General features: G+C 44.3%; 20 protein-coding genes. 7 read left to right on the top strand and 13 right to left on the bottom strand.

Annotated elements, in window-relative coordinates:
• The 3 genes from RH85_RS23255 to mltC form a co-directional block, all read left to right on the top strand.
• Nucleotides 1–256 (top strand): hypothetical protein (locus tag RH85_RS23255; RefSeq protein ID WP_006710406.1); only part of this gene is annotated, 256 nt, incomplete at its 5' end.
• A gap of 26 nt (nucleotides 257–282) precedes the next feature.
• A complete protein-coding gene (dapD, locus tag RH85_RS01450) occupies nucleotides 283–1,314 on the top strand; it encodes a 2,3,4,5-tetrahydropyridine-2,6-dicarboxylate N-succinyltransferase (RefSeq protein ID WP_006710405.1) in 1,032 nt (343 codons plus the stop codon).
• Nucleotides 1,315–1,461: 147 nt separating this feature from the next.
• Complete coding sequence (gene mltC, locus RH85_RS01445) at nucleotides 1,462–2,583, top strand: membrane-bound lytic murein transglycosylase MltC (protein WP_006710404.1); 1,122 nt, start codon at nucleotides 1,462–1,464, stop codon at nucleotides 2,581–2,583.
• Between the two features lie 65 nt (nucleotides 2,584–2,648).
• Here the strand turns inward: mltC and RH85_RS01440 are convergent, their stop codons facing one another.
• Complete coding sequence (locus tag RH85_RS01440) at nucleotides 2,649–3,833, bottom strand: NnrS family protein (protein WP_006710403.1); 1,185 nt, start codon at nucleotides 3,831–3,833, stop codon at nucleotides 2,649–2,651.
• A 264-nt stretch (nucleotides 3,834–4,097) separates the two neighbouring features.
• Here RH85_RS01440 and RH85_RS01435 point away from each other — a divergent pair, with 264 nt between their 5' ends.
• The 3 genes from RH85_RS01435 (at nucleotide 4,098) to RH85_RS01425 (ending at nucleotide 7,080) form a co-directional block, all read left to right on the top strand.
• A complete protein-coding gene (locus RH85_RS01435; protein ID WP_006710402.1) occupies nucleotides 4,098–4,652 on the top strand; it encodes a gamma-glutamylcyclotransferase family protein in 555 nt (184 codons plus the stop codon).
• Between the two features lie 196 nt (nucleotides 4,653–4,848).
• The gene (locus RH85_RS01430; protein ID WP_006710401.1) at nucleotides 4,849–6,192 is read left to right on the top strand and encodes an MATE family efflux transporter; all 1,344 of its coding nucleotides are present in this window, start codon (nucleotides 4,849–4,851) and stop codon (nucleotides 6,190–6,192) included.
• Nucleotides 6,193–6,411: 219 nt separating this feature from the next.
• On the top strand, nucleotides 6,412–7,080 hold the full coding sequence (locus tag RH85_RS01425) for a hypothetical protein (RefSeq protein WP_006710400.1): 669 nt from the start codon (nucleotides 6,412–6,414) through the stop codon (nucleotides 7,078–7,080).
• Nucleotides 7,081–7,162: 82 nt separating this feature from the next.
• Here the strand turns inward: RH85_RS01425 and RH85_RS01420 are convergent, their stop codons facing one another.
• Entirely contained in the window at nucleotides 7,163–8,080 is a 918-nt protein-coding gene (locus RH85_RS01420) for a LysR family transcriptional regulator (RefSeq protein WP_039948353.1), read from the bottom strand.
• A gap of 111 nt (nucleotides 8,081–8,191) precedes the next feature.
• On the opposite strand from RH85_RS01420, the gene chrA reads away from it, so the two are divergent.
• Complete coding sequence (gene chrA, locus RH85_RS01415; protein WP_006710397.1) at nucleotides 8,192–9,334, top strand: chromate efflux transporter; 1,143 nt, start codon at nucleotides 8,192–8,194, stop codon at nucleotides 9,332–9,334.
• Between the two features lie 56 nt (nucleotides 9,335–9,390).
• On the opposite strand, the gene RH85_RS01410 is transcribed toward chrA, so the two are convergent.
• The 11 genes from RH85_RS01410 to RH85_RS01360 are packed head-to-tail and all read right to left on the bottom strand — an operon-like array spanning nucleotide 9,391 to nucleotide 19,334.
• Nucleotides 9,391–10,029 (bottom strand): OmpA family protein, encoded by a 639-nt coding sequence (locus RH85_RS01410; protein WP_006710396.1) that lies wholly within the window; start codon nucleotides 10,027–10,029, stop codon nucleotides 9,391–9,393.
• Between the two features lie 16 nt (nucleotides 10,030–10,045).
• The gene (locus tag RH85_RS01405; RefSeq protein ID WP_006710395.1) at nucleotides 10,046–11,314 is read right to left on the bottom strand and encodes a TadE/TadG family type IV pilus assembly protein; all 1,269 of its coding nucleotides are present in this window, start codon (nucleotides 11,312–11,314) and stop codon (nucleotides 10,046–10,048) included.
• A 3-nt stretch (nucleotides 11,315–11,317) separates the two neighbouring features.
• Nucleotides 11,318–11,869 carry a tight adherence pilus pseudopilin TadF gene (gene tadF / locus RH85_RS01400; RefSeq protein WP_006710394.1) on the bottom strand — a complete coding sequence of 184 codons (552 nt, stop codon included), beginning with the start codon at nucleotides 11,867–11,869 and terminating at the stop codon, nucleotides 11,318–11,320.
• Complete coding sequence (locus RH85_RS01395) at nucleotides 11,844–12,329, bottom strand: TadE/TadG family type IV pilus assembly protein (RefSeq protein ID WP_006710393.1); 486 nt, start codon at nucleotides 12,327–12,329, stop codon at nucleotides 11,844–11,846. Before RH85_RS01395 ends, tadF begins: the two co-directional genes overlap by 26 nt.
• A 9-nt stretch (nucleotides 12,330–12,338) precedes the next feature.
• On the bottom strand, nucleotides 12,339–13,136 hold the full coding sequence (locus RH85_RS01390) for a hypothetical protein (protein WP_006710392.1): 798 nt from the start codon (nucleotides 13,134–13,136) through the stop codon (nucleotides 12,339–12,341).
• A gap of 10 nt (nucleotides 13,137–13,146) precedes the next feature.
• A complete protein-coding gene (locus RH85_RS01385; RefSeq protein WP_006710391.1) occupies nucleotides 13,147–14,049 on the bottom strand; it encodes a type II secretion system F family protein in 903 nt (300 codons plus the stop codon).
• Complete coding sequence (locus tag RH85_RS01380; RefSeq protein WP_006710390.1) at nucleotides 14,049–14,969, bottom strand: type II secretion system F family protein; 921 nt, start codon at nucleotides 14,967–14,969, stop codon at nucleotides 14,049–14,051. Before RH85_RS01380 ends, RH85_RS01385 begins: the two co-directional genes overlap by 1 nt.
• Nucleotides 14,966–16,249, bottom strand: a complete 1,284-nt coding sequence (locus RH85_RS01375; RefSeq protein ID WP_006710389.1) for a TadA family conjugal transfer-associated ATPase — start codon at nucleotides 16,247–16,249, stop codon at nucleotides 14,966–14,968. The genes RH85_RS01380 and RH85_RS01375 overlap by 4 nt, the downstream gene beginning before the upstream one ends.
• 3 nt (nucleotides 16,250–16,252) lie before the next feature.
• Nucleotides 16,253–17,488: a CpaE/TadZ family protein gene (locus RH85_RS01370; RefSeq protein ID WP_006710388.1), complete on the bottom strand. Its 1,236-nt coding sequence runs from the start codon at nucleotides 17,486–17,488 to the stop codon at nucleotides 16,253–16,255.
• An 11-nt stretch (nucleotides 17,489–17,499) separates the two neighbouring features.
• The gene (locus tag RH85_RS01365) at nucleotides 17,500–18,018 is read right to left on the bottom strand and encodes a hypothetical protein (RefSeq protein WP_006710387.1); all 519 of its coding nucleotides are present in this window, start codon (nucleotides 18,016–18,018) and stop codon (nucleotides 17,500–17,502) included.
• The gene (locus tag RH85_RS01360) at nucleotides 18,015–19,334 is read right to left on the bottom strand and encodes a type II and III secretion system protein family protein (RefSeq protein ID WP_006710386.1); all 1,320 of its coding nucleotides are present in this window, start codon (nucleotides 19,332–19,334) and stop codon (nucleotides 18,015–18,017) included. The genes RH85_RS01365 and RH85_RS01360 overlap by 4 nt, the downstream gene beginning before the upstream one ends.
• Between the last annotated feature and the right edge of the window lie 22 nt (nucleotides 19,335–19,356).

Raw genomic sequence — 19,356 nt, 5'->3', positions numbered from 1 at the left:
TCTTCTTCTTCTTCTTCTGCTTTTCGAGTCTCGGCTCTTTTTCGCTTTTCTACTTCTCGCTACTGCTTTTGCTTTTCTCTTTCTCGCCTCTCAATTCTCGATTCCTTTTCTTTCCAATAAGACGAAAGTGTCGCTAAAAAGACAAAGCGTATCCTTTGATGGACTTTATCTTCCTCCCCTCTTTCCACTGCTCGATTGTCTCTTTATGATGGCTTATAAATTATTTCAATCTCTTGCCATTGAATCGGCGAGATAAAAAGACTCAACACATGGAGATCAACTATGGCTTTCTTTTCAGTTGCTTTTGGTAGCGCGACAAAAAACCGTGACGGTAAAATCATCGAAGCGTTTTTTCCACATCCTTTACTTAACCCAAGTGATGCGCTGGTTAATGCACTAACAGCCATTGCAGGCTACGAGCAAGGTAACCAAGCTATCGAAATCTCTGCTGCACAAAGTGCTGAACTTGCTGTTGCATTTGAAACGAATGGCGATGCGGCGAATGCATCTTTCGCAGCCAAAGCAGCTGAATCTGCACAGCCACTGGTACTGGTTGTGTTAGCCACTGACGAACAGCCACAATCTGTTGCGGAAGGTTTCTTGAAGCTACAACTGATCTCTAACCGTCTAGTAAAACCACACGGTACCGTACTGGATGGCATCTTTGGCCTACTGCACAACATCGCATGGACTAACGAAGGTCCAATCGATCTCCCAGAGCTTGCTGAACGTCAAATCGAAGCTCGCCTAGCAGGTCGCGCACTAAGCGTCGATTGTGTCGATAAATTCCCTAAAATGGTGGATTACGTGGTACCAACGGGGGTTCGAATTGCGGATACTTCTCGTGTACGTCTTGGCGCACACGTGGGCGAAGGCACCACTGTTATGCACGAAGGCTTCATCAACTTCAATGCTGGTACAACTGGCGTGAGCATGGTTGAAGGTCGTATTTCTGCGGGTGTTGTGGTTGGTAACGGCTCTGACATCGGTGGTGGCGCATCAATCATGGGCACCCTATCTGGTGGCGGTAAAGTGGTGGTTTCTATCGGTGAAAACTCACTACTTGGCGCGAACGCCGGCCTTGGTTTCCCAATGGGTGACCGTTGTACGATTGAATCGGGTCTGTACGTAACCGCTGGCTCAAAAGTACGCATGCTAGATTCTGCGGGTAAAGAAGTGGAAATGGCCAAAGCACGTGATCTTGCTGGCGTATCTGATCTTCTGTTCCGTCGCAACTCGGTGACAGGCCAAATCGAATGTTTGGCTAACAAGAGTGCTGTTGAGCTAAACGCAGAGCTGCACAAAAACAACTAATCTTGTTGCTCTATCAGTAAAAATTTCAATCCCTGCAATTATTTGCGGGGATTTTTATTATTACCATAGAAATATTCAATTGTAGCTATTAAGCTCCGCTCCTTATTATCAACTCGCCCTGCAGTTGCCCGAAGCTTAACTATTCTAATGAAAAAAATTATTTACCTATCGCTCGCCTTGTTGACTGGCTGTTCTTTTACGCCCGACGAGCCACAAAATTGTGCCTGTGAAGCGCCGCCATCAGTCTATCCCCCGATTTATCAACCTGGTGCCAATCAACAGCAAAATATCAATCAATTACTGGCTTATGTGGCAAAACTTGCCAAAGACCGCTGGGGAGAAGATGAGTTTGTTGAGGCTGGAAAGCATCGTTACGTAAAATACCTTGATGGCTACAATACTCGTGCTCATATCGATTTCGACCAAGGTAAGATTTACGTCTCCACCATTGCACAAAACCAGCCACAGCAAAAACTGCAAAAAGCGATCACCCAAACGCTATTGATGCCTGCCGATCCGGCACATGCCGAACTATTTAGTGATAAAGAAGCCATTCTACGCGGCAAACCTTTCTTACTTGGACAGGTGGTTGATCACGAGGGTAAACCTATCGAGTGGGAGTGGCGTGCTAACCGCTACTCTGACTATCTGATGGCCAATAAACTGCAAAGCAAACCCATCAAACGTGGCAAGGCCTACTATGTTGAAATCAACATGGTAAAAGATCATTTAGAGCAGCGTGAGTACCAGTACGCAGGGCTTATTCGAGAAGCCTCTAATCGCTATGACATTCCTGAAGATTTGATCTATTCAATCATCAAAACCGAAAGTAGTTTCAACCCTTACGCAGTGAGCCATGCTGGCGCGTATGGCTTAATGCAGGTAATTCCGAAAACTGCTGGTGCTGACGTATTTAATTTAGTAAAGAAAAAGCCGGGCATTCCAACCAAGGAATATCTCTTTGATCCCGCTAACAACATTGATACTGGCGCCGCCTATTTCTACATTTTGAAGAACCGCTACTTGCGTGAAGTGAAGCACCCAACCTCAATGCACTTTAGTATGATTTCCGCTTATAACGGTGGCACTGGTGGCGTGCTATCAGCCTTTGATAGCAGCGACCGTAAGCGTGCGATGGTGAAGTTGAATAACTCATCACCAAAACAAGTCTACGACACGCTGACCACCAAGCACCCAAAAGCAGAAGCGCGTCGCTACTTGCAAAAAGTGCTCTATTTCCAGAAAGACTTCAACGAGAACGTCATTTGATCAAAAAAGGCTTAGCACTCGCTAAGCCTTTTACTTTTCTATCATACGGTAGTTTGAGTGACGAATCAGCCCGGATGGCCATCAACGCGTGGCGTGACCAGCATGTAGCCAAACTTCAGCACAAACAGGCCAAAAGAGCCCACCCATAGCGTCGCGCTGATATCGATCATCATTAGCATCTGCGCAGGCAATAGTGCAACCCCAAAGCTACGTAGCAACGCAGCAACAATAAGCAAAGCAAATGCCCACGCCATTTTTGGCCCTTGATAAATCGCTCGTCCTGTATGCCCCATAGTGACACGTACGACCATGGCTAAGACAAGCCCGGCCAACCCACCAATAGCAAACAGGTGAATCATATTATGCTGAGCAAAAGCATTCTGCCATAACACTCTCGCCAACAAGCTTAACGGTATACACAGATACGCCAAATGCAGTGACCACACCAATGGTTCTTTCAGCGTTCGCCACGGCTTCCAACGTAACACTTTGATCAATTGAGCAATACCTGCAATCAACATAAGTGGCTGACTCAGTTGAGCAAAGGTTAATGGAAAGAAGCTCAACACAAACAGGGCCACAAGAGGAAGATTACCCATCCATTCCAACCACATCAGCGGTTGCGGCTTTTCAAAGTTAAAGCGGCGCGCGGTAAAGAAAGGAATAACCCGCCCTCCCATCACGGCTAACAGTAAGGTAAACCACCACAACATCGCTTGCCACACGGCTGAGGCCGAAAATGGCGGCATGCCTTTCACACAAGCGTAACTGGCGAAGTTGGCCACGATAGCCAAAATAAATAACGGCACAAAAAACAGATTGCGCCAGCCTTTTGCCTGGAAGACTCGCCACGCCACTTCATATGCGGTAAACGCGAGAAATAGTGCATCAATTATCGAGATTAGCCAAAGTGGCGTAGGGGTCCAGAGTAGCAAGCGAGGTGTCAACCACAGCGCCACAATGGCTAAAAGCCGATAACTTTTGCTTCCATTGACGCCGGTCCAGTTTTGCACTGCCGTCAAAACAAAACCAACCACGATCGCCATGGCAAAACCAAACAGCATCTCGTGCACGTGCCACCACAACGCGGGGACTTGCAAAGCTGCAGGTTGGCCGGTACGAAACATCCATACCCAAAGAGGGATGGCGATCAGTGCATAAACACTTCCCAATAGAAAAAAAGGACGAAAACCAAGACGTAACACCGCAGGTATTTTTTCTTCTACCTGCTTATCAGTAATATTGAGCAAAATGGAACTCCAGCATAGTCACTCGCTTTAATTACTTCGTCTATTGCATCTTTCATACCAAAACAAAAAGTGTTTATTATTAATAATTTACACACAAACTCTTCCATTAAAAAGTCAAAAAGACACCTTCATAAAAAGGTCTTTTTGACTTTAATTTTCTTTTTTGACTTATAACAACGAGAGATAACGGCAAACTGATTGCACTTTGGCCCGCGACTTATTGTCGCTATGATTAGAATCAGGCATTAATCAAACGGACGTAATATGACCCACTATATTTTTGGCTATGGCAGTTTAATGAATTCAGCATCACGACAGCGGACAGGCCAAACATCTGCTGCGACCCCCGCCATTGCCCATGGTTTATGCCGCTATTGGGGAAAAGTCGACGATAGCTATATTCTCGCCCCTTTGGTTGTCACTAAAGGTAGTGGCATCGTCAATGGCGTGTTACTGCAGCTGGAAAGCGACCAATTAGCTGAATTTGATCGACGTGAGCGAGGCTATCAGCGGATAAAGTTAGCCCATCACGCATTAGAAAGCGCACTCGCTTTAAACGCCGACGATAATGTCTGGGTCTATATAACAGAACAAGCAATACCGCCCTGTGTCATCAGCCCGATTGTACAAACTTATGTCGATACCGTACTCGCTGGCTGTCTAGAGATCTCTGATGGATTCGCCGAGCAGTTTATTGAACATACTATTGGTTGGCACTACCCACGTGAAGATGATCGCAGCGACCCTAAGTATGGCAACCTAGCAGGCGTTGATCATGAAGTGATAGCCAAGATTGATCGTTTGTTAGCCCATTACTAATCTCAAGCACGAATTATCACCACCAGCTCTACGGGGAATATCGACGTCCCCGCTTTCCTAACCACTGATGATGCATTCCAACAACAAAGCTGCTCTTTATCATAAGATGAGAAAAGTGATTAGGCGCTCAAAATGTCACCGATATAATAGCCCGCCATTTCTGGTGGTTAATCTCCTACTAATTTGAGCATCCCTAATGTCAGCTTCGCATAACGCTATCGATAAACGCATGAGCATCATCGCTCTTACGTGGCCATTATTTATTGAAATAATGCTTCGTACCGCACTCAATACCAGTGATGTGTTTATGCTTAGTGGTTACTCAGATAAGGCGGTTTCGGCCGTGGGTGTTATCGCTCAGCTTTCTTTTTTCTTGATCATCATTTCTTCAATGGTCAGCAGTGGCACTGGCATTCTGATTGCTCAATATAATGGCTCCAATCGCCAACAAGATTCGGCCCATGTTGGCATTGCTAGCATCATAATGTCAGCCTTTGTTGGTGTTTTTCTGAGCCTGTTTGCTGTCATCGCAGCCTATTATTTGCTCCCCTACTATGGCTTAGAAGCTCAGGTTGAACAATACGCTCAAGAATATCTACTGATCAGCGGGGCGATGACCTTTAATGTCACCATGGGTATCGTTCTGACCACAATCTTACGCAGTCATGGTTACTCCCGTTCACCAATGGTGGTCAACTTAATCGCCGGTGTTATCAATATCGTCGGTAACTATATCGCGTTGTATCAACCTTTTGGTATTCCCGTCTATGGGGTACAAGGTGTGGCGGTTTCGACCGTATTTGCCCAAATACTCAGTACCTTAATGCTGTGCTATAAAGTGCGGAAGACCGACATCGAGCTACCTTTTGCCCAATGGCGCACTATCCCACGAGATATCTATCGCCGCATCATCCGTATTGGCGTGATGAACGCAGGTGAAGTACTGGCCTACAATATGGCGCAAATCACCATCATTTACTTTGTCGTACAGATGGGGACAGCTTCACTGGCTGCTTTTACTTATGCACAAAATATTGCCCGTATTTCATTTGCTTTCGCGCTCGCATTGGGACAAGCGAGTCAAATTCAAGCTGGCTACTTCATCGGTAGAGGCCTCATTGACTCCATTTTAGTCCGGGTACAAAAATACTTTCTTGTTGGCTTTATCGTCACCAATATTGTCACAATTAGCACTTATTTTTTCAGCGATACTATTATTCTCTGGTTTACTGACCAACCTGAAATAGCAGCATTAACTGCAAGCCTGATTGCCGCCTCAATTCTGCTTGAGTCCGGTCGAGTATTTAATTTGATTTTCATTTCCGCATTAAAAGCCGCTGGTGATATCAAATTCCCAGTCCAAATGGGCATAATTAGCATGTGGGGAATCGGCGTGCTATTTAGTTATTTGCTTGGCGTACATTGGGGTTATGGCGTTATCGGCGCATGGATAGCCATCGCAATGGACGAATGGTTTAGAGGCTTAATTATGGCAAAACGCTGGCGCAGTAAAGTATGGACTCGCTATCAATTGAAATAATGCATTCACCCCGAAAATATATTGATATGAACCGAAAAATTAAACCCATTAATTGATGCATTTATTACTAGGTCATGGCAAAACACCAACCAAACTAAGTGACTGAAAAATAAACACTTAAAATAATTAACCTTGGTTTGCTCACATTTCTCTGACAAAGGAACATCTACAAGCCATATCCTTTAGCCCAGACTATCTCTATCTTCATTACATACCATTATGAAAACTAATATCTATACTCATACCAGTGACAACAACCTATTGCAGGAGTTTGCTCTGGATAAATCAAGTTCAAGAATCATTTTAAAAAGCTTTCACGCGGCTTTAATTGCGATTGCTATCTGCTTATTGGTCAATGTGGCTCTTCGCATTGATTACGTATTTTTAGGTAATACTTTAGGTGAAGCCTCTGTAACAGAAATACTCGAACTGGTTATGCTGGCCATTTCAAGTGCTTCCTTTTTCCTAGTTGCGAAACAACGCCCAACACTAAAGCATGCTGCCGTATTAGTTGGATCGTTTTTCTTAGTGATGTTTATTCGCGAAAACGACGGTTGGTTAGATCATATTTCACATGGTTCTTGGATCTACCCTGCTCTTTTAACCACCTTTGCCGCCATCGCCTACGCAGCAAAAAATGGCAAGCAGAGCTTTACGCAATTGGCTGTAATTCTCAACACCCCATCAGCTAACCTGCTTATTTTAGGTCTAATGATGTTGCTGGTTTATTCGCGTCTAATGGGCATGGGTGACTTTTGGAAAGATGTGATGAGTGAACATTACATTCGCGATGTCAAAAACATTGTTGAAGAAAGCACTGAGTTATTGGCTTACTGCATCATCGCCTACGCCTCTGTTAAAATTCAGCGTCATTTGAAAAAAGCCTAATCGACTTAAATAAAGCCGTATTAGCAGCAAGAATCTAATACGGCTTAATCCTTTGTTATCTATTCAAAATCGCCCATCACCACTATTTTGGTGCAACGACTCGCTCAACAAGAGCTCGTAACCAGATATTTTTGTCTTCATTGCTGCGACTGTTGTGCCATAACATCGCAATATCAAAATCAGCCACCGCAACGGGTGGTTCAAATAAACAAAGTTGATCATCAAAACTCTCCGACTGAGCCATTTTCTCTGGCACGATGGCAATCAATCTGCGTTGCTTCAATAACCGACGTATGGTTAAAAAGTTGCGTGATGCCACGGTCACTCGTCGCGACAAACCATGCTCCGCCAGTTTTTTATCCACCTGAGTCGACAAACTGCCATCAGGGCTTACCAACGCCTGCTCAATTTGGGCAAAAACCTCTAAGGTCAATTCTCCGCTCAGATTAAGCGCCTGTTTATCGGCCAAGCAAACGTGCTTTTCAGTGTACAAATAGTGGCTCTCAAAATCGTCATCCAACACTGGCATACTGCCAATCACAATATCCAATTTCTCTTGTTCAACAAGCGTGACGTAATTGCTGCGGTTGACATTGATGAAGCTAATTTGCGCATCAGGGGCGTTAGCTAAGATCTCATCATACAGGGTCGGGGCAAAGATAAACTCGGCATAATCCGTTAAGCCTATACGGCAAACACCAGAATATTTAGAGGGGTCGAACGCAGATTTTGTTAACAAATCCTTCGCTATAGAATCAAGCAACTGATGCAAAACTGGCGCGATGTGGTGGGCATGGTCTGTTGGGTCCATTTTGTGCCCTTTGCGCACAAAAAGTGGATCATCGAGCAGCACTCTAAGTCGTGACAAACTGTGGCTCATGGCCGATTGGCTCACGAAGCTCTTTTGCGCGGCAATACTCACACTACGATAGCGATAGAGATAAGAGAAGGTCACCAACAAATTCAAATCAATATTACGCCACGCGATGTCATCCAACAGAGCCATGTTCCAATCCCGTTTTATTCATAAATAAAATTAAAACTATTAATTTGAATCATCATAGCGTTTTTTTTAAAGTAACGGCAGTCTTGATTAATAGGATAAGCACTCATGCTCTCCATTTTTAAAACCTTTTTCTGGCTTGGTTGGATAAGCTTTGGCGGCCCGGCCGCACATATCGGATACTTCCGCCAAACATTTGTTGAAAAACTCAACTGGCTAGATGACAGCGAGTACGCACAAATTGTAGCACTCAGCCAATTTCTACCCGGTCCAGGTTCAAGCCAAGTTGGTTTTGCGCTCGGTTATAAACGTGGTGGACTATTAGGTGCGTGCGCAGCATTTATTGGTTTTACTCTGCCATCAGTATTAATCATGGTATTGCTGGCGGTAGTATCAAGCCAGGTCACTGAAACCACGATCTTTCAAGGCATCGTGCACGGCTTGAAGTTACTCGCAGTTGTCGTGGTCGCGGATGCGACATGGGGCATGTACAAAAACTTTTGCAAAGGCACGCTATCGGTCAGTTTATGTGTCGTGACAGCCATCGCCCTACTCACCATGCCAAGCATTGCTACGCAAATGATCGTATTGGTCATTGCCGCCTTAATTGGTGCAAAATACTTAAAAGGCGATACGCCAACTCACCCGCAACCTTTTAAACCAAGCATTGCGCCATTGGCTATTTTTGCCGCCCTGTTGATAGGTTTACCTTTCATTGCTCAAATGATGCCGATGCTTGGTTTGTTTAACGATTTCTTCCAAGCGGGTAGCCTTGTTTTCGGTGGTGGTCACGTTGTCCTACCGCTACTGCAAAACATTGTTGGCGATCAATTAAGCCAAGATGCTTTCTTAACCGGCTATGCAGCGGCGCAAGCCGTACCAGGGCCTATGTTCACCTTTGCCACATACATCGGTTATGAACTGCAACCTGACACGCCAATTATCGGGGCATTAGTCGCGACCATCGCGGTATTCCTCCCTGGTTTCTTATTGCTTCTAGGGGTGCTAAAAAACTGGCAATCACTAGCACAAAAACCAAAAGTTGCAGGCGCTGTGAGCGGCGTCAATGCTGCAGTTGTCGGCCTACTCGTCTCCGCTCTTTATCAACCTGTCTTTACCAGCGCGGTAATGGCTCCGCTAGATGTGGCGTTAATCCTTACCGGTTTCTATCTGCTAAAGCAGCTTAAATTACCGATTATCTGGATGGTGGTTACGTTTATTTTGGCGGGGATGGCCACCAGCTTTATCTAATACGCATCAATAAAAAAAGCGCCAGATGATTAAAGCATCTGGCGCTTTTTTGCGGCTTATTCTCCGGCGACAATATCAACACGACGGTTGGCTTTTCTACCTTCCGCGGTTGTATTGGTTTTGATTGGAATCGTTTCCCCTTTCGATACCACTTGCAGTGCGTCTTTAGGCATCTGTTTGGCGACTAGATAATTATCGACACTACCCGCACGGCGAAGCCCTAAAGCAAAATTGTATGCGTGACTGCCAATATGGTCTGTATGTCCTTCCAATACTAAATTTTGTCCTTGGGTGCCCAGCTTTTCCACCATGGTATCAAGTACATATTGAGACTCTTTGGTCAGATTCGATTTATCAAAGGCAAAATACACTCTTGCGACTAACTCGCCCGTTTGGTAATTGATCGTATTACTCTTTGACATCAAATACTCAGCACAATCTGGATCAATACCTGCTTTGAGTAACTCTTGGTGAATCATCTGCTTCGTTAATTGATAATCGCTCTCTTTTTGCAGCAGCATAAATGCCCCTTGCAGCATATTGACCTGAGTTGCTGGCCCAAAAACAATATCTTGCTGATAGTTCAAATCCGGCTTAGCGCAATAGCGAATGATTTCTTGGCTTTCATTCGCCCATACCGACGAAAAAGGCATACTCATCAAGGCAATCAATAGTGTGGGTAATACTCTGTGCATATGACCGTCTCCTTGTTTATTTTAGGTGGCCAATTTCTTCACTAATTAGCTCTAAAATTTTGTTTAAAATTTCATTTTTATTTTCTGCTTTAAAGACATTTTCGACCCCAGCACAGTTTTGTAATCCTGCGTTGCCAGAAACGTTATAATCAAAACCGATCACTGCAATACGAGAAGAAACGGGATCACCGTTATCAGCGGTCAAACCATCCAGATGAGAGCGGATTTCATCGCACATTTGATAGGTCCCACCGTATAAGGTAGATGAGATTGTTTTGTGGGTGACGCCATTGGTCGAACCAACATCATTACCATCCGACAAAATAATAATTAAGCGGCGAGGATTCGCGCCCAAATTGGCAAGTTGCGCCCCTCGAATCAGACCTTGAGCAGACGAGGTGTAGCCATTGGGACTAAACGTGGCGATTTTGGTGTTAAAGGGGGTAAAATTTGAGGTGGGTAAAATATCTTCAATGACGGCATTGTAAGTCCCCGAAGTGACACAGCCGGTCTTCTCCGTAAACACCGCATTAACCGTGTCCGAGTAATCGATATTGCCCGATGAGTAGACCAGTTGGTCAACGAAACATGTGCCTCCTGCTCCATCACCATTCACCAATCTAACAAAGTTATTAAAGCCGACAAAGGATACGGTATTGTCATCGGCATTAACTAAATCATTAAATTTTTGCAGCTCATCGGTCACTGATTCAATCACATCAACCAGATCGAGATACTTATCTTGTGATCCGCCAGACCAGCCATTCCCCATCGAACCAGAGAAATCGGAAACAAACACTACGTCCACCGCACTGTTTTGATACTTACGTGCATTCGACTGACCGGAGACATCATAAGAGCCATCAAAACTGTCGAGATTTCCGGAGAAAAACCCAGTATGCGCGGTTGTGGCGGTAACCCGATACTCAAAGAATCGAGCATCCCCCACCGCAAGGCCTGCAACACAATCGGCAATTTGTTCACAATTGAGTTTTTGGATATTGAGGCTATCAACCTCATCCATATTGGTCATGTACTGCCCAATATAAGCGTTAGCAATCGCTTGATTCACCGCACTACCCTGACCTGAACCATCATCCACATTATCATCATTGCGCGCTGCTACCGCGAGACTTGCCGCCTCTAAACCATCTTGTAAGCGTGCTTTATCTTGCAGCATTTTGGCCCCATCAGTTGCTAAGCTAAATAAGCCAAACAATGCGGGAACCAATAGAGTGAACAGGATTGCAGCATGTCCACTCTGTTTAGAAAGTGATGAGTACATAGCCTACCTTCCTATCACTACTGAGCTAGAAGAAACCATGTTAAAGCCATTATCTAATAGGCCATCGACCAAATTATCAGTCGAATAACATAGCGTGACTCGATATAACGTTGCTTGTCTTCCCCATGATGTCACGACAGACAAGTTGTTTCGTAAGTCACCTAGCGTTTGCTCTAATTCGCAGTTTTGCTGCCCTCTGCGTAATGTTTTTAATGGATTGGGCGATTGATCAGCAGCATAAGTTTGCTCTTCTATGACCATACCAAAGCGACCATCTTGGTAAGAGGCGGTGGTTCGTTCCAACGAACCACTGACCACATCAAACACCACATCTGCGTCTGCCGCTGTGGTGAGATAATCCTCATCAAACAGCTGTGTCCGCTCTTTGACTAGACTAGTGGCAGAATAAGAGAGGCGATCGAGTTTTCCTTTCATCGATAATTTAGCCACAGCGTCACCAGTGAACATAAACAAAATACCTAAGAATATGCCCACAAACGCAAACTCAATCGTGAATGCGCCTTTCTGATTAGATTTCAAACTGATCTCTTTCATACTCTTGCACCACGATTACTTCACGACCAAAAATCGTCGCCTCATCAATGAAATAGCTAAACATACTGTCAAAGTCGTAACTGATGTAGTAAATCGCTATCGCAGCATCATCAGCCACACCGCACTCAGCGGTTTGCGCGCCCTCAGCAGGCAAACAGATATCATTCACCAATTGCAGTTCGTTCATATCACCGACATAGCGAACGGAAGCTCTAAATTTATCTTTATCGACCAGCCCACTCCAAACACTGTCACTGTCATTAAGTTGATCATAAAAGCTATCGATATAATCTTGCGTGTCTGTTTTCGCCGAACGGGAAGCTTCGGCGATTGCGAGATCATTCACCGCAGACACATAAGACATAAAACTCAATTCCGCCCAAGCTGCGAGCATTAACCAAAAGGCAAAAAAGCCTAAGGCAAACTCAATCGTCACAACCCCTTGTTGTCGTTTTCTCATTCTGGCTCCCTAGTGGATCGCACCTTTATTTAGGATGGAAGGTGTTGAGGAGGCGAGAAGTTCATCAGCGGTTGCCATGGAAACCAGACGAAGCCCAATAAAGAGATCCTCTATTTCTTGAGCGGTATAACGATTAGAAAACAACGCTTTAAATTGTTCGAACTTTCCCGACTTTGCATAGGCCAAAGCTAGGTTAGAAACAATCTTAGCGTCGTAATTTCCCGATTGATAAATTGGCTCCAATCGTGAAATTGCAAGTCCATAATCTTCGAGCAGGAGGTCAATAACGGCGAGGTTGTTCTTGATGATGACATCATCGAAGAAATGTTTCCGAGCTAGGTAAAAATATCGCCATGCATTATTGATGTCCCCTTGCGATGCATACGCCATGCCCAACAGGTTTTCCACCTCTGGGTAATTTTCCCTAGCTTCTAACGCTTCTAAACCAGCGGCAATGGTCTCATCCATATTGCCTTTGGCGAATTCGATTTGTGCGTTTAAGTATAGTCCTTGAGGAGAAAACTGAGCGTTATTTGACAACGTATCAAAATAGAAATCAGCAGAATCTAAATCTTGACCTTGAAGATACGCTTCAACTAACTTCAAACGCACTCGCTCATCTTCATCTTGCTTTAAATGCTCTTTGTAATAACGAATTAATTTGGTTTGATCACCGGTCTTTTCTAACACCGACTCCTTGGCGGAAAAGCTGGCCAAATTAGCTTGTTTTTCGATCGAACCTGGCGTTGACATGCAGCCTTGTAGAAAAAACACCATCACTACAGATACTATCCATCGTACTCTCATTCCCTTCTCCTTAACCGGCCATTAAGCGCATAATACCCGGCGCGGTAATCAAGATAACAATCGGCAACATAATCAATAAAATAAGCGGAATCGACATCTTGGCCGACAACTTACCGATTTTCTCTTCCAAGCCCAGCATCTGAATTTCGCGAATATCCACCGCCAAGGTTGTCAGTACCGTATAAATGGAAGAACCATACTGTAAACTTTGATTGAGAGTCATAACGAAACTACGAATCTCTGCCGTGGGTACTCGCACGTAGAGCTCTTCTAAAGCCTGTGCCAGCCCGACAATTTTTGCCCTCTCATTGGTTTTATTGAGCATATAGGCAATATCTTTATCAAAACCAATCATCTCCTTGGCTAGATAGCCCATAGACGCTTCTATCGTCATACCGGTTTGAACACACACACCCATTAAATCCAACAGGTAGGGTAAACGTTCAGACAATTTCCTTTGCAGATTTTGCTTACGCCAAGAGAGATATAAATCGGGTCCAATCAAACACAACACAAGCCAAATACAGCCATAAATTAAGACTTTACTCGTTGGAAGTTGAGATTGAACCGCGTAAAAACCAAGCAATAAAACACCCACGATCAAAGCGCCGTATTTTATCGGAAATAACCACTTGGAATATTTAGAGTCGTAAATACCCGCAGCAATCATCTTGTCGTGCACGTCCGTTTCGGAGAGCGAAACAAACTTACCAATCACTTGATTAAAATTCTGCAGCATGTTTTGAGCGCGCTGCTTTTTACTGTATTGCAGACCAAAGTTACTAAACCGATTTTGCCGTGCAACCTTGAGATACAAGCTATAAAACAACACCGATATCGCCACGACCAAAAACCATACCATCAAGATGATCCTCGCCGTGGTGGTATCCAAAATTGCCATAATCTCAGCCATTAGCGAACCCCTCTCATTAGCATCCAGATGATCAACATCCCGATCGATTCACTGACGAGCATGTAATACAGAATTGGACGTCCCGCTTCAGTAAACATGACAAAGTCATAATTGGCAGGGCTCATGCTTTGCATGATGAAGAGAAAAATAAACGGGATTGCAGCAACAATTTTTGCGGACATTCGCGCTTCTGAGGTAAAGGCATATTTCTTCTTGTCGATCGAGCGAGCATCAAACATCAATCGATTTAAGCGGGTAATGACATCTCTTAATTGTCCCCCCCGGTGCATATTGGCACGCAGGGTAATGACAAAGAAATGAAATGAAGCATAAGGAAAACGGCGGCATGACTTTCTCAAAACATCATCAGCACTTTCGCCTAACTGGAGCCGTTCTCCCATCAAGCGAAATTCAGCCCCAACATCGCCATCTAACGACTTACCGACGTACATAATGGCATGCATGATGCTCTCACCAGAAGAGACTGCGCTCGCGAGCATGTTCAATGCGTCTGGAAAAGATTCTTCAAACATCTCTCTTTCACGCTTTTGCAGCCACATATAAATAAGCGTTAAACCAATCACTTCAACAACCAAAGCAACAATATAGACATTGCCACGGAAAAAACGGTTATTGATCTCCACCGCGGCATAGAAAAGCAATACGATCACAACGATGATTTTTAAATACGAAAATCGCCCCACTTGCTTATGTAGATTGGCCCATTTTTCTTGCAGCATTTGTTGCCATGTACGGTCTGAAAGCGATTTCAAGTCTACCGCTTGACCACTGTCACTGGTCATATTACTGACCAATACAGTGCGGTTAAACTCTTCCAAATAGGTCTGTTTTTTCTTCGGTTCGAGCAACCAAACCAAAAGTAATAACACTCCAAAACCGAGCAAGGCAAAATAGATCATCGCACATTCCCCATCTGAAATATGGCGTCCAGTTGCGATTCAAGACCAAAGAAGCGCGCTTTTTCCACGAGCACTGATCGTTTCATTAAACCAGCAGTAACAAAATTACCACGCACCTGCTTGGCATTTTCTTCACTCAATTTGGGCTCAAAGCGGAATATTTCTTCTAAGACCACGCTGTCGCCTTCCAATCCCACCACTTCCGTAATGTTCATCACTTTACGGCTACCATCGTGCAAACGGCTAATTTGGATAATGACATCAACTGCACTGACGATGGTACGGCGAATCGCTTCCAATGGCAGATTATTGGTCGCCATCATCACCATCGCCTCCACCCTCGCCAACGCGTCTCTTGGTGAGTTAGCATGCAAAGTGGACATTGAACCGTCATGACCAGTATTCATCGCTTGAAGCATCTCAAACGCTTCACTGCCGCGACACTCGCCGACAATAATACGGTCAGGACGCATCCTAAGCGCATTTATGACCAGATCTCGCTGATGGACGGCACCGGTATTTTCAATCCCCGCGGTCCGGGTTTCTAGACGCACAACATGAGGCTGCAATAGACGTAATTCAGCAGCATCTTCAATAGTGACAATGCGCTCTTTCTCAGAAATATACTGCGATAGCGCATTGAGCATGGTGGTTTTACCTGAGCCCGTACCACCAGAGATTAAGATATTTAAACGACAACGCGCGGCAATCATCATAATCTGTGACATTTCCGGACTCATCGCACCGAACTCCACCAGCTTACTCAAATCAATTGCTTGTTTTCTAAATTTACGAATGGAAATAGAGGTGCCATCAATGGCGATGGGCGGAATGACAATATTAACGCGACTGCCGTCAGGTAAGCGTGCATCACACATCGGTTGTGATTCATCGACCCTACGCCCCACTCGCCCAGCAATGCGTTTGGCGATATCCAGCAATTGATTTGAATCGACAAAACTGACCGAACAAGGTTCCACTAACCCATAGCGCTCTACAAATACGTTCTCATAGCCATTGATCATGATGTCCGTAATTTCTTCATCATCCATCAATGTTTGCAATGGCCCCAAACCTTGTAATTCATCGACTAGGTTTTTGACAAAATCATTGCGTAACACCGCTGGTACCGGCAATTGTTCTTTTTCGATCAACATACTAATCGCTTGTGAAAGCTGCTCAGATAGCTGTTGAGCATTGAGCCGATTAATCACTTCAGGATCAAGGGCATCAAATATTTTCTTACGTAAGCCTTTATAAATCTCTTTGGCATCTTGCATAATCTAGCCTCCCCACTTGAATGGAAAAGCTGAGCCATTTTTCGTTTCTTCACCGAAAATGAGCGCCGCCAAGTTATACAGCGACTTACTTGGTTGACCGCGCAAATCACTGATGCGCTGTTTATCTAAAATCTTCGCATCCAGTTTTTTAACGTAAGGGATCACGATATCAACCGGGCGGCGTAAAAACTCTTCTACTTCATCGCGTGTGACTGTTGCGCAAGATTCCGGAGCATTAAAATTCAGAACCACAATGATGCGTAACGGTGTGCCTTTGGTTTCCGCTTCACTCTTAATGTCTTTATTGATACGCGCAGCTTCACGCAATGAGGAAATAGAGGCAGAAATCACTAAGATGACGCAATCGGACATTTCGACCAGGTCTTTTGAAGAAAAAACCATCTCCGCCGTTGAGGAAAGATCCTCAAGAATAAAGTTGGTCTCTTCCGACACAAAGGCGGCGACATTTTTGGTGTAATCTTTTAAGTCGGTATTGGCGATATCTTCAGAAGTTAAAGAGAGTACCGATAAATTTTTACTCTGTTTTTTCAATAAACTTTGCGAAGAAGTAAAATCCAGATTCGAGGCTAATGAACCCGCTCGGATCTCACGTTTCTTAAATTTTTCAATCCCCATCATGATGTCAAGGTTGCCACCTTGATAACAATTATCGACAACCACACAAGAAGCATTGCGCTTTTCGGACAGAATATAACTCATCTCCGCACAAAGCATGGTGGCGCCGACACCGCCTTTACAGCCGACAAAACTGACCAATTTTGCCCGTCGATTTTTACTGATGCCGCGATTACCAAGGCGGTTGTCATTAACACTCAAGACAAAATCAATCAGCTCATTTTTATTTATCGGCCAAAATAGATAATAAATTCCCATCGATTTAAGCTTACGAATGGTTGAGATACAGTCTTCACTGCCAATAACCACGACGGATGCGCTATTCGGTATTAAATGACTCAAACGCTCAGCATCTTTGGCAACATCACTGCTTTTATTCAGCTCAATAATGATCACTTCAATGGTTTCGGAGCGAGTATGCTCTGAAACATGCTCATCAGCTAAAGCGTAAAATGCTGGCAGCTCTAACCCCTCGAAACGATAAGCTTCTGTAATCAGTTGCTTGCATTCTTCTGTTTGAAAAAACGCCACTGAATCGATATGGCGGGCTTCTCTTGGCATCCCTGATTCTTTGTTTTTTAGAATATCGACTAGATCAAACATGCTCGCTCCTTCTACTTATCTTTTTCGCTGGTAAGAAGCATCTTTTCTGGATGCACCATACTCTGCCAACGAGCACTTTCTGCATAGCAGCCTTCAGGGTACGCCCCAAACTCACCCACTTTTGGATAATCACAGACGTTCGCGACCACCTTGTACTTTGTGGTGTGGAGGGATAAATCAAAATGATCACTTCTCTCACTTTTCGCTTGATTGATATGAATCATATCTGCGCTAATACCCTCTTTTTGCAACTTATCCGCGAGCTTCATCGCCAGTGTTTTTCCACGACGAGAGAACCAATCGATAGTGATCTCCTCAACAGACAACACATCCCAATGTTGCTCGATGTAGTCTTGAAGTTGCAGCCACGCTTGCTGATCTTTTTTCGCTTTGATGGTCAAATGATAGCTATTAGTTATGGGGACAATTTGCAGCTCAGCACCTTCACGTTCTTTGATTACCTCAGCACAGCCGATTAGACTGGCCAACAACACACCCGAAAGGAATATTTTGCTCATTGCTGTTTTCATTGTTTGAACCCTCCAGTTGAAAGCACTTCGTTTACTGAAGTTTCCGCAGCTTTAGGGTAACCATCACCAATCTTAAAAAAGCGCTCTAAGTTCGAGGTTTTTTGCATCGTCGGAAGCTGAATTTGCGATGGATGGATCGGCTGAACAAGATTGACTGTCGCAACAATGACTAATTCCGTTTTTGTTCGCTCTGTCGCGGTATTTCTAAAAAGAGCCCCGAGAATAGGAATATCGCCAATATAAGGAATCCGTCTTAAGGTCTCGCGATCTTCAGAACTCAATAGCCCACCAAGAATAAAGCTTTGCCCATCCCCGAGTTCAACCGTGGTTCTAGCTCGGCGAGTTTTTAATGCGGGTAAATCATAATTTTCGTTTTCATATTGATTATCTAATGCACTTACTTCTGGCATCATCGATAACTTGATTCGCTCATCACTCAATACTTTGGCCATCAATTCCAGACGGACACCGTATTCGCGATATTCCACATCAGTTGCACCATCAATTACCGTAACCACAGGTATTTCACCACCAGCAAGAAAGCTTGCTGTTTCACCCGAAATGACCGACAAGTTAGGCTCGGCGAGCACTTGCCCAACGCTGTCATCCCCAATAGCAGTGATGACCGAAACAATGTCGCTGGCACTAAAACTGGTTAATTGATCGATGAATACCCCAGGTGCTGACGTACCAATTTGAATACCAAATTCTTCAAGGAAACTGTGGGTCACTTCTGCAATGGTTAACTTGACGTTGACCTGTTTGGTCGTGACCACGTCAATATTATTGACTACCCCTTCAAAGCGGTAGCGGCGCATAAACTGCATTTCGTAGATCTGATCGCCTAAATCCCAATTCACATTGGTAATTTCAACGTCTTTACCCAGTAATTCACCGGCCAAGCGATAAATTTGCTCACGAATTTCATCAGAAGAGACTGTGCCACTAAGTACTGCTTGCTCTCCGAGGTTATAAATTGAAACATCACTGTCAGGGAAACGCAGTTGTATTTGCTGCTGGATGTGTACCAAACTTTTGTTAACAACCAACTTTCGTGAAATTAGCGTCTTACCTTCTTTATCGAAAACCATAAATGAGGCGTTACCAATGGATCGACCAAAGAAAACCACTTTGTTATTGTCTATCACTTGATAGTCTGCAATCTCGGGATCAGAGATAAACACAGAGCCAATTTCAACCTCAGTTTGAATCGATTGCGCATCGCCTTCAGACAAATTTACGATGCGGGCGGCATGTACTGTTATGCTAATGGGGACTAATAGAAGGCATAGCAATAATTGATATCCTTTTCTCATGTCTCCTCCACTATTTGTTATT

Origin of the sequence: Vibrio ichthyoenteri ATCC 700023, assembly GCF_000222605.1 — a bacterium.
Lineage (GTDB): Bacteria > Pseudomonadota > Gammaproteobacteria > Enterobacterales > Vibrionaceae > Vibrio > Vibrio ichthyoenteri.
The sequence above is the reverse complement of the archived record's forward strand: the minus strand, read 5'-3'. Positions and strand labels throughout refer to the sequence as shown.

Bases quoted from the DNA above. Each gene is read 5' to 3' on its own strand.
- chrA (WP_006710397.1), top strand. From the start codon at position 8,192: ATGCTCTCCATTTTTAAAACCTTTTTCTGGCTTGGTTGGATAAGCTTT.
- dapD (WP_006710405.1), top strand. From the start codon at position 283: ATGGCTTTCTTTTCAGTTGCTTTTGGTAGCGCGACAAAAAACCGTGAC.
- RH85_RS01360 (WP_006710386.1), bottom strand. From the start codon at position 19,334: ATGAGAAAAGGATATCAATTATTGCTATGCCTTCTATTAGTCCCCATT.
- mltC (WP_006710404.1), top strand. From the start codon at position 1,462: ATGAAAAAAATTATTTACCTATCGCTCGCCTTGTTGACTGGCTGTTCT.
- RH85_RS01365 (WP_006710387.1), bottom strand. From the start codon at position 18,018: ATGAAAACAGCAATGAGCAAAATATTCCTTTCGGGTGTGTTGTTGGCC.
- RH85_RS01380 (WP_006710390.1), bottom strand. From the start codon at position 14,969: ATGATCTATTTTGCCTTGCTCGGTTTTGGAGTGTTATTACTTTTGGTT.
- tadF (WP_006710394.1), bottom strand. From the start codon at position 11,869: ATGAAAGAGATCAGTTTGAAATCTAATCAGAAAGGCGCATTCACGATT.
- RH85_RS01390 (WP_006710392.1), bottom strand. From the start codon at position 13,136: ATGAGAGTACGATGGATAGTATCTGTAGTGATGGTGTTTTTTCTACAA.
- RH85_RS01405 (WP_006710395.1), bottom strand. From the start codon at position 11,314: ATGTACTCATCACTTTCTAAACAGAGTGGACATGCTGCAATCCTGTTC.
- RH85_RS01425 (WP_006710400.1), top strand. From the start codon at position 6,412: ATGAAAACTAATATCTATACTCATACCAGTGACAACAACCTATTGCAG.
- RH85_RS01375 (WP_006710389.1), bottom strand. From the start codon at position 16,249: ATGCAAGATGCCAAAGAGATTTATAAAGGCTTACGTAAGAAAATATTT.
- RH85_RS01395 (WP_006710393.1), bottom strand. From the start codon at position 12,329: ATGAGAAAACGACAACAAGGGGTTGTGACGATTGAGTTTGCCTTAGGC.
- RH85_RS01435 (WP_006710402.1), top strand. From the start codon at position 4,098: ATGACCCACTATATTTTTGGCTATGGCAGTTTAATGAATTCAGCATCA.
- RH85_RS01370 (WP_006710388.1), bottom strand. From the start codon at position 17,488: ATGTTTGATCTAGTCGATATTCTAAAAAACAAAGAATCAGGGATGCCA.
- RH85_RS01430 (WP_006710401.1), top strand. From the start codon at position 4,849: ATGTCAGCTTCGCATAACGCTATCGATAAACGCATGAGCATCATCGCT.
- RH85_RS01385 (WP_006710391.1), bottom strand. From the start codon at position 14,049: ATGGCTGAGATTATGGCAATTTTGGATACCACCACGGCGAGGATCATC.
- RH85_RS01410 (WP_006710396.1), bottom strand. From the start codon at position 10,029: ATGCACAGAGTATTACCCACACTATTGATTGCCTTGATGAGTATGCCT.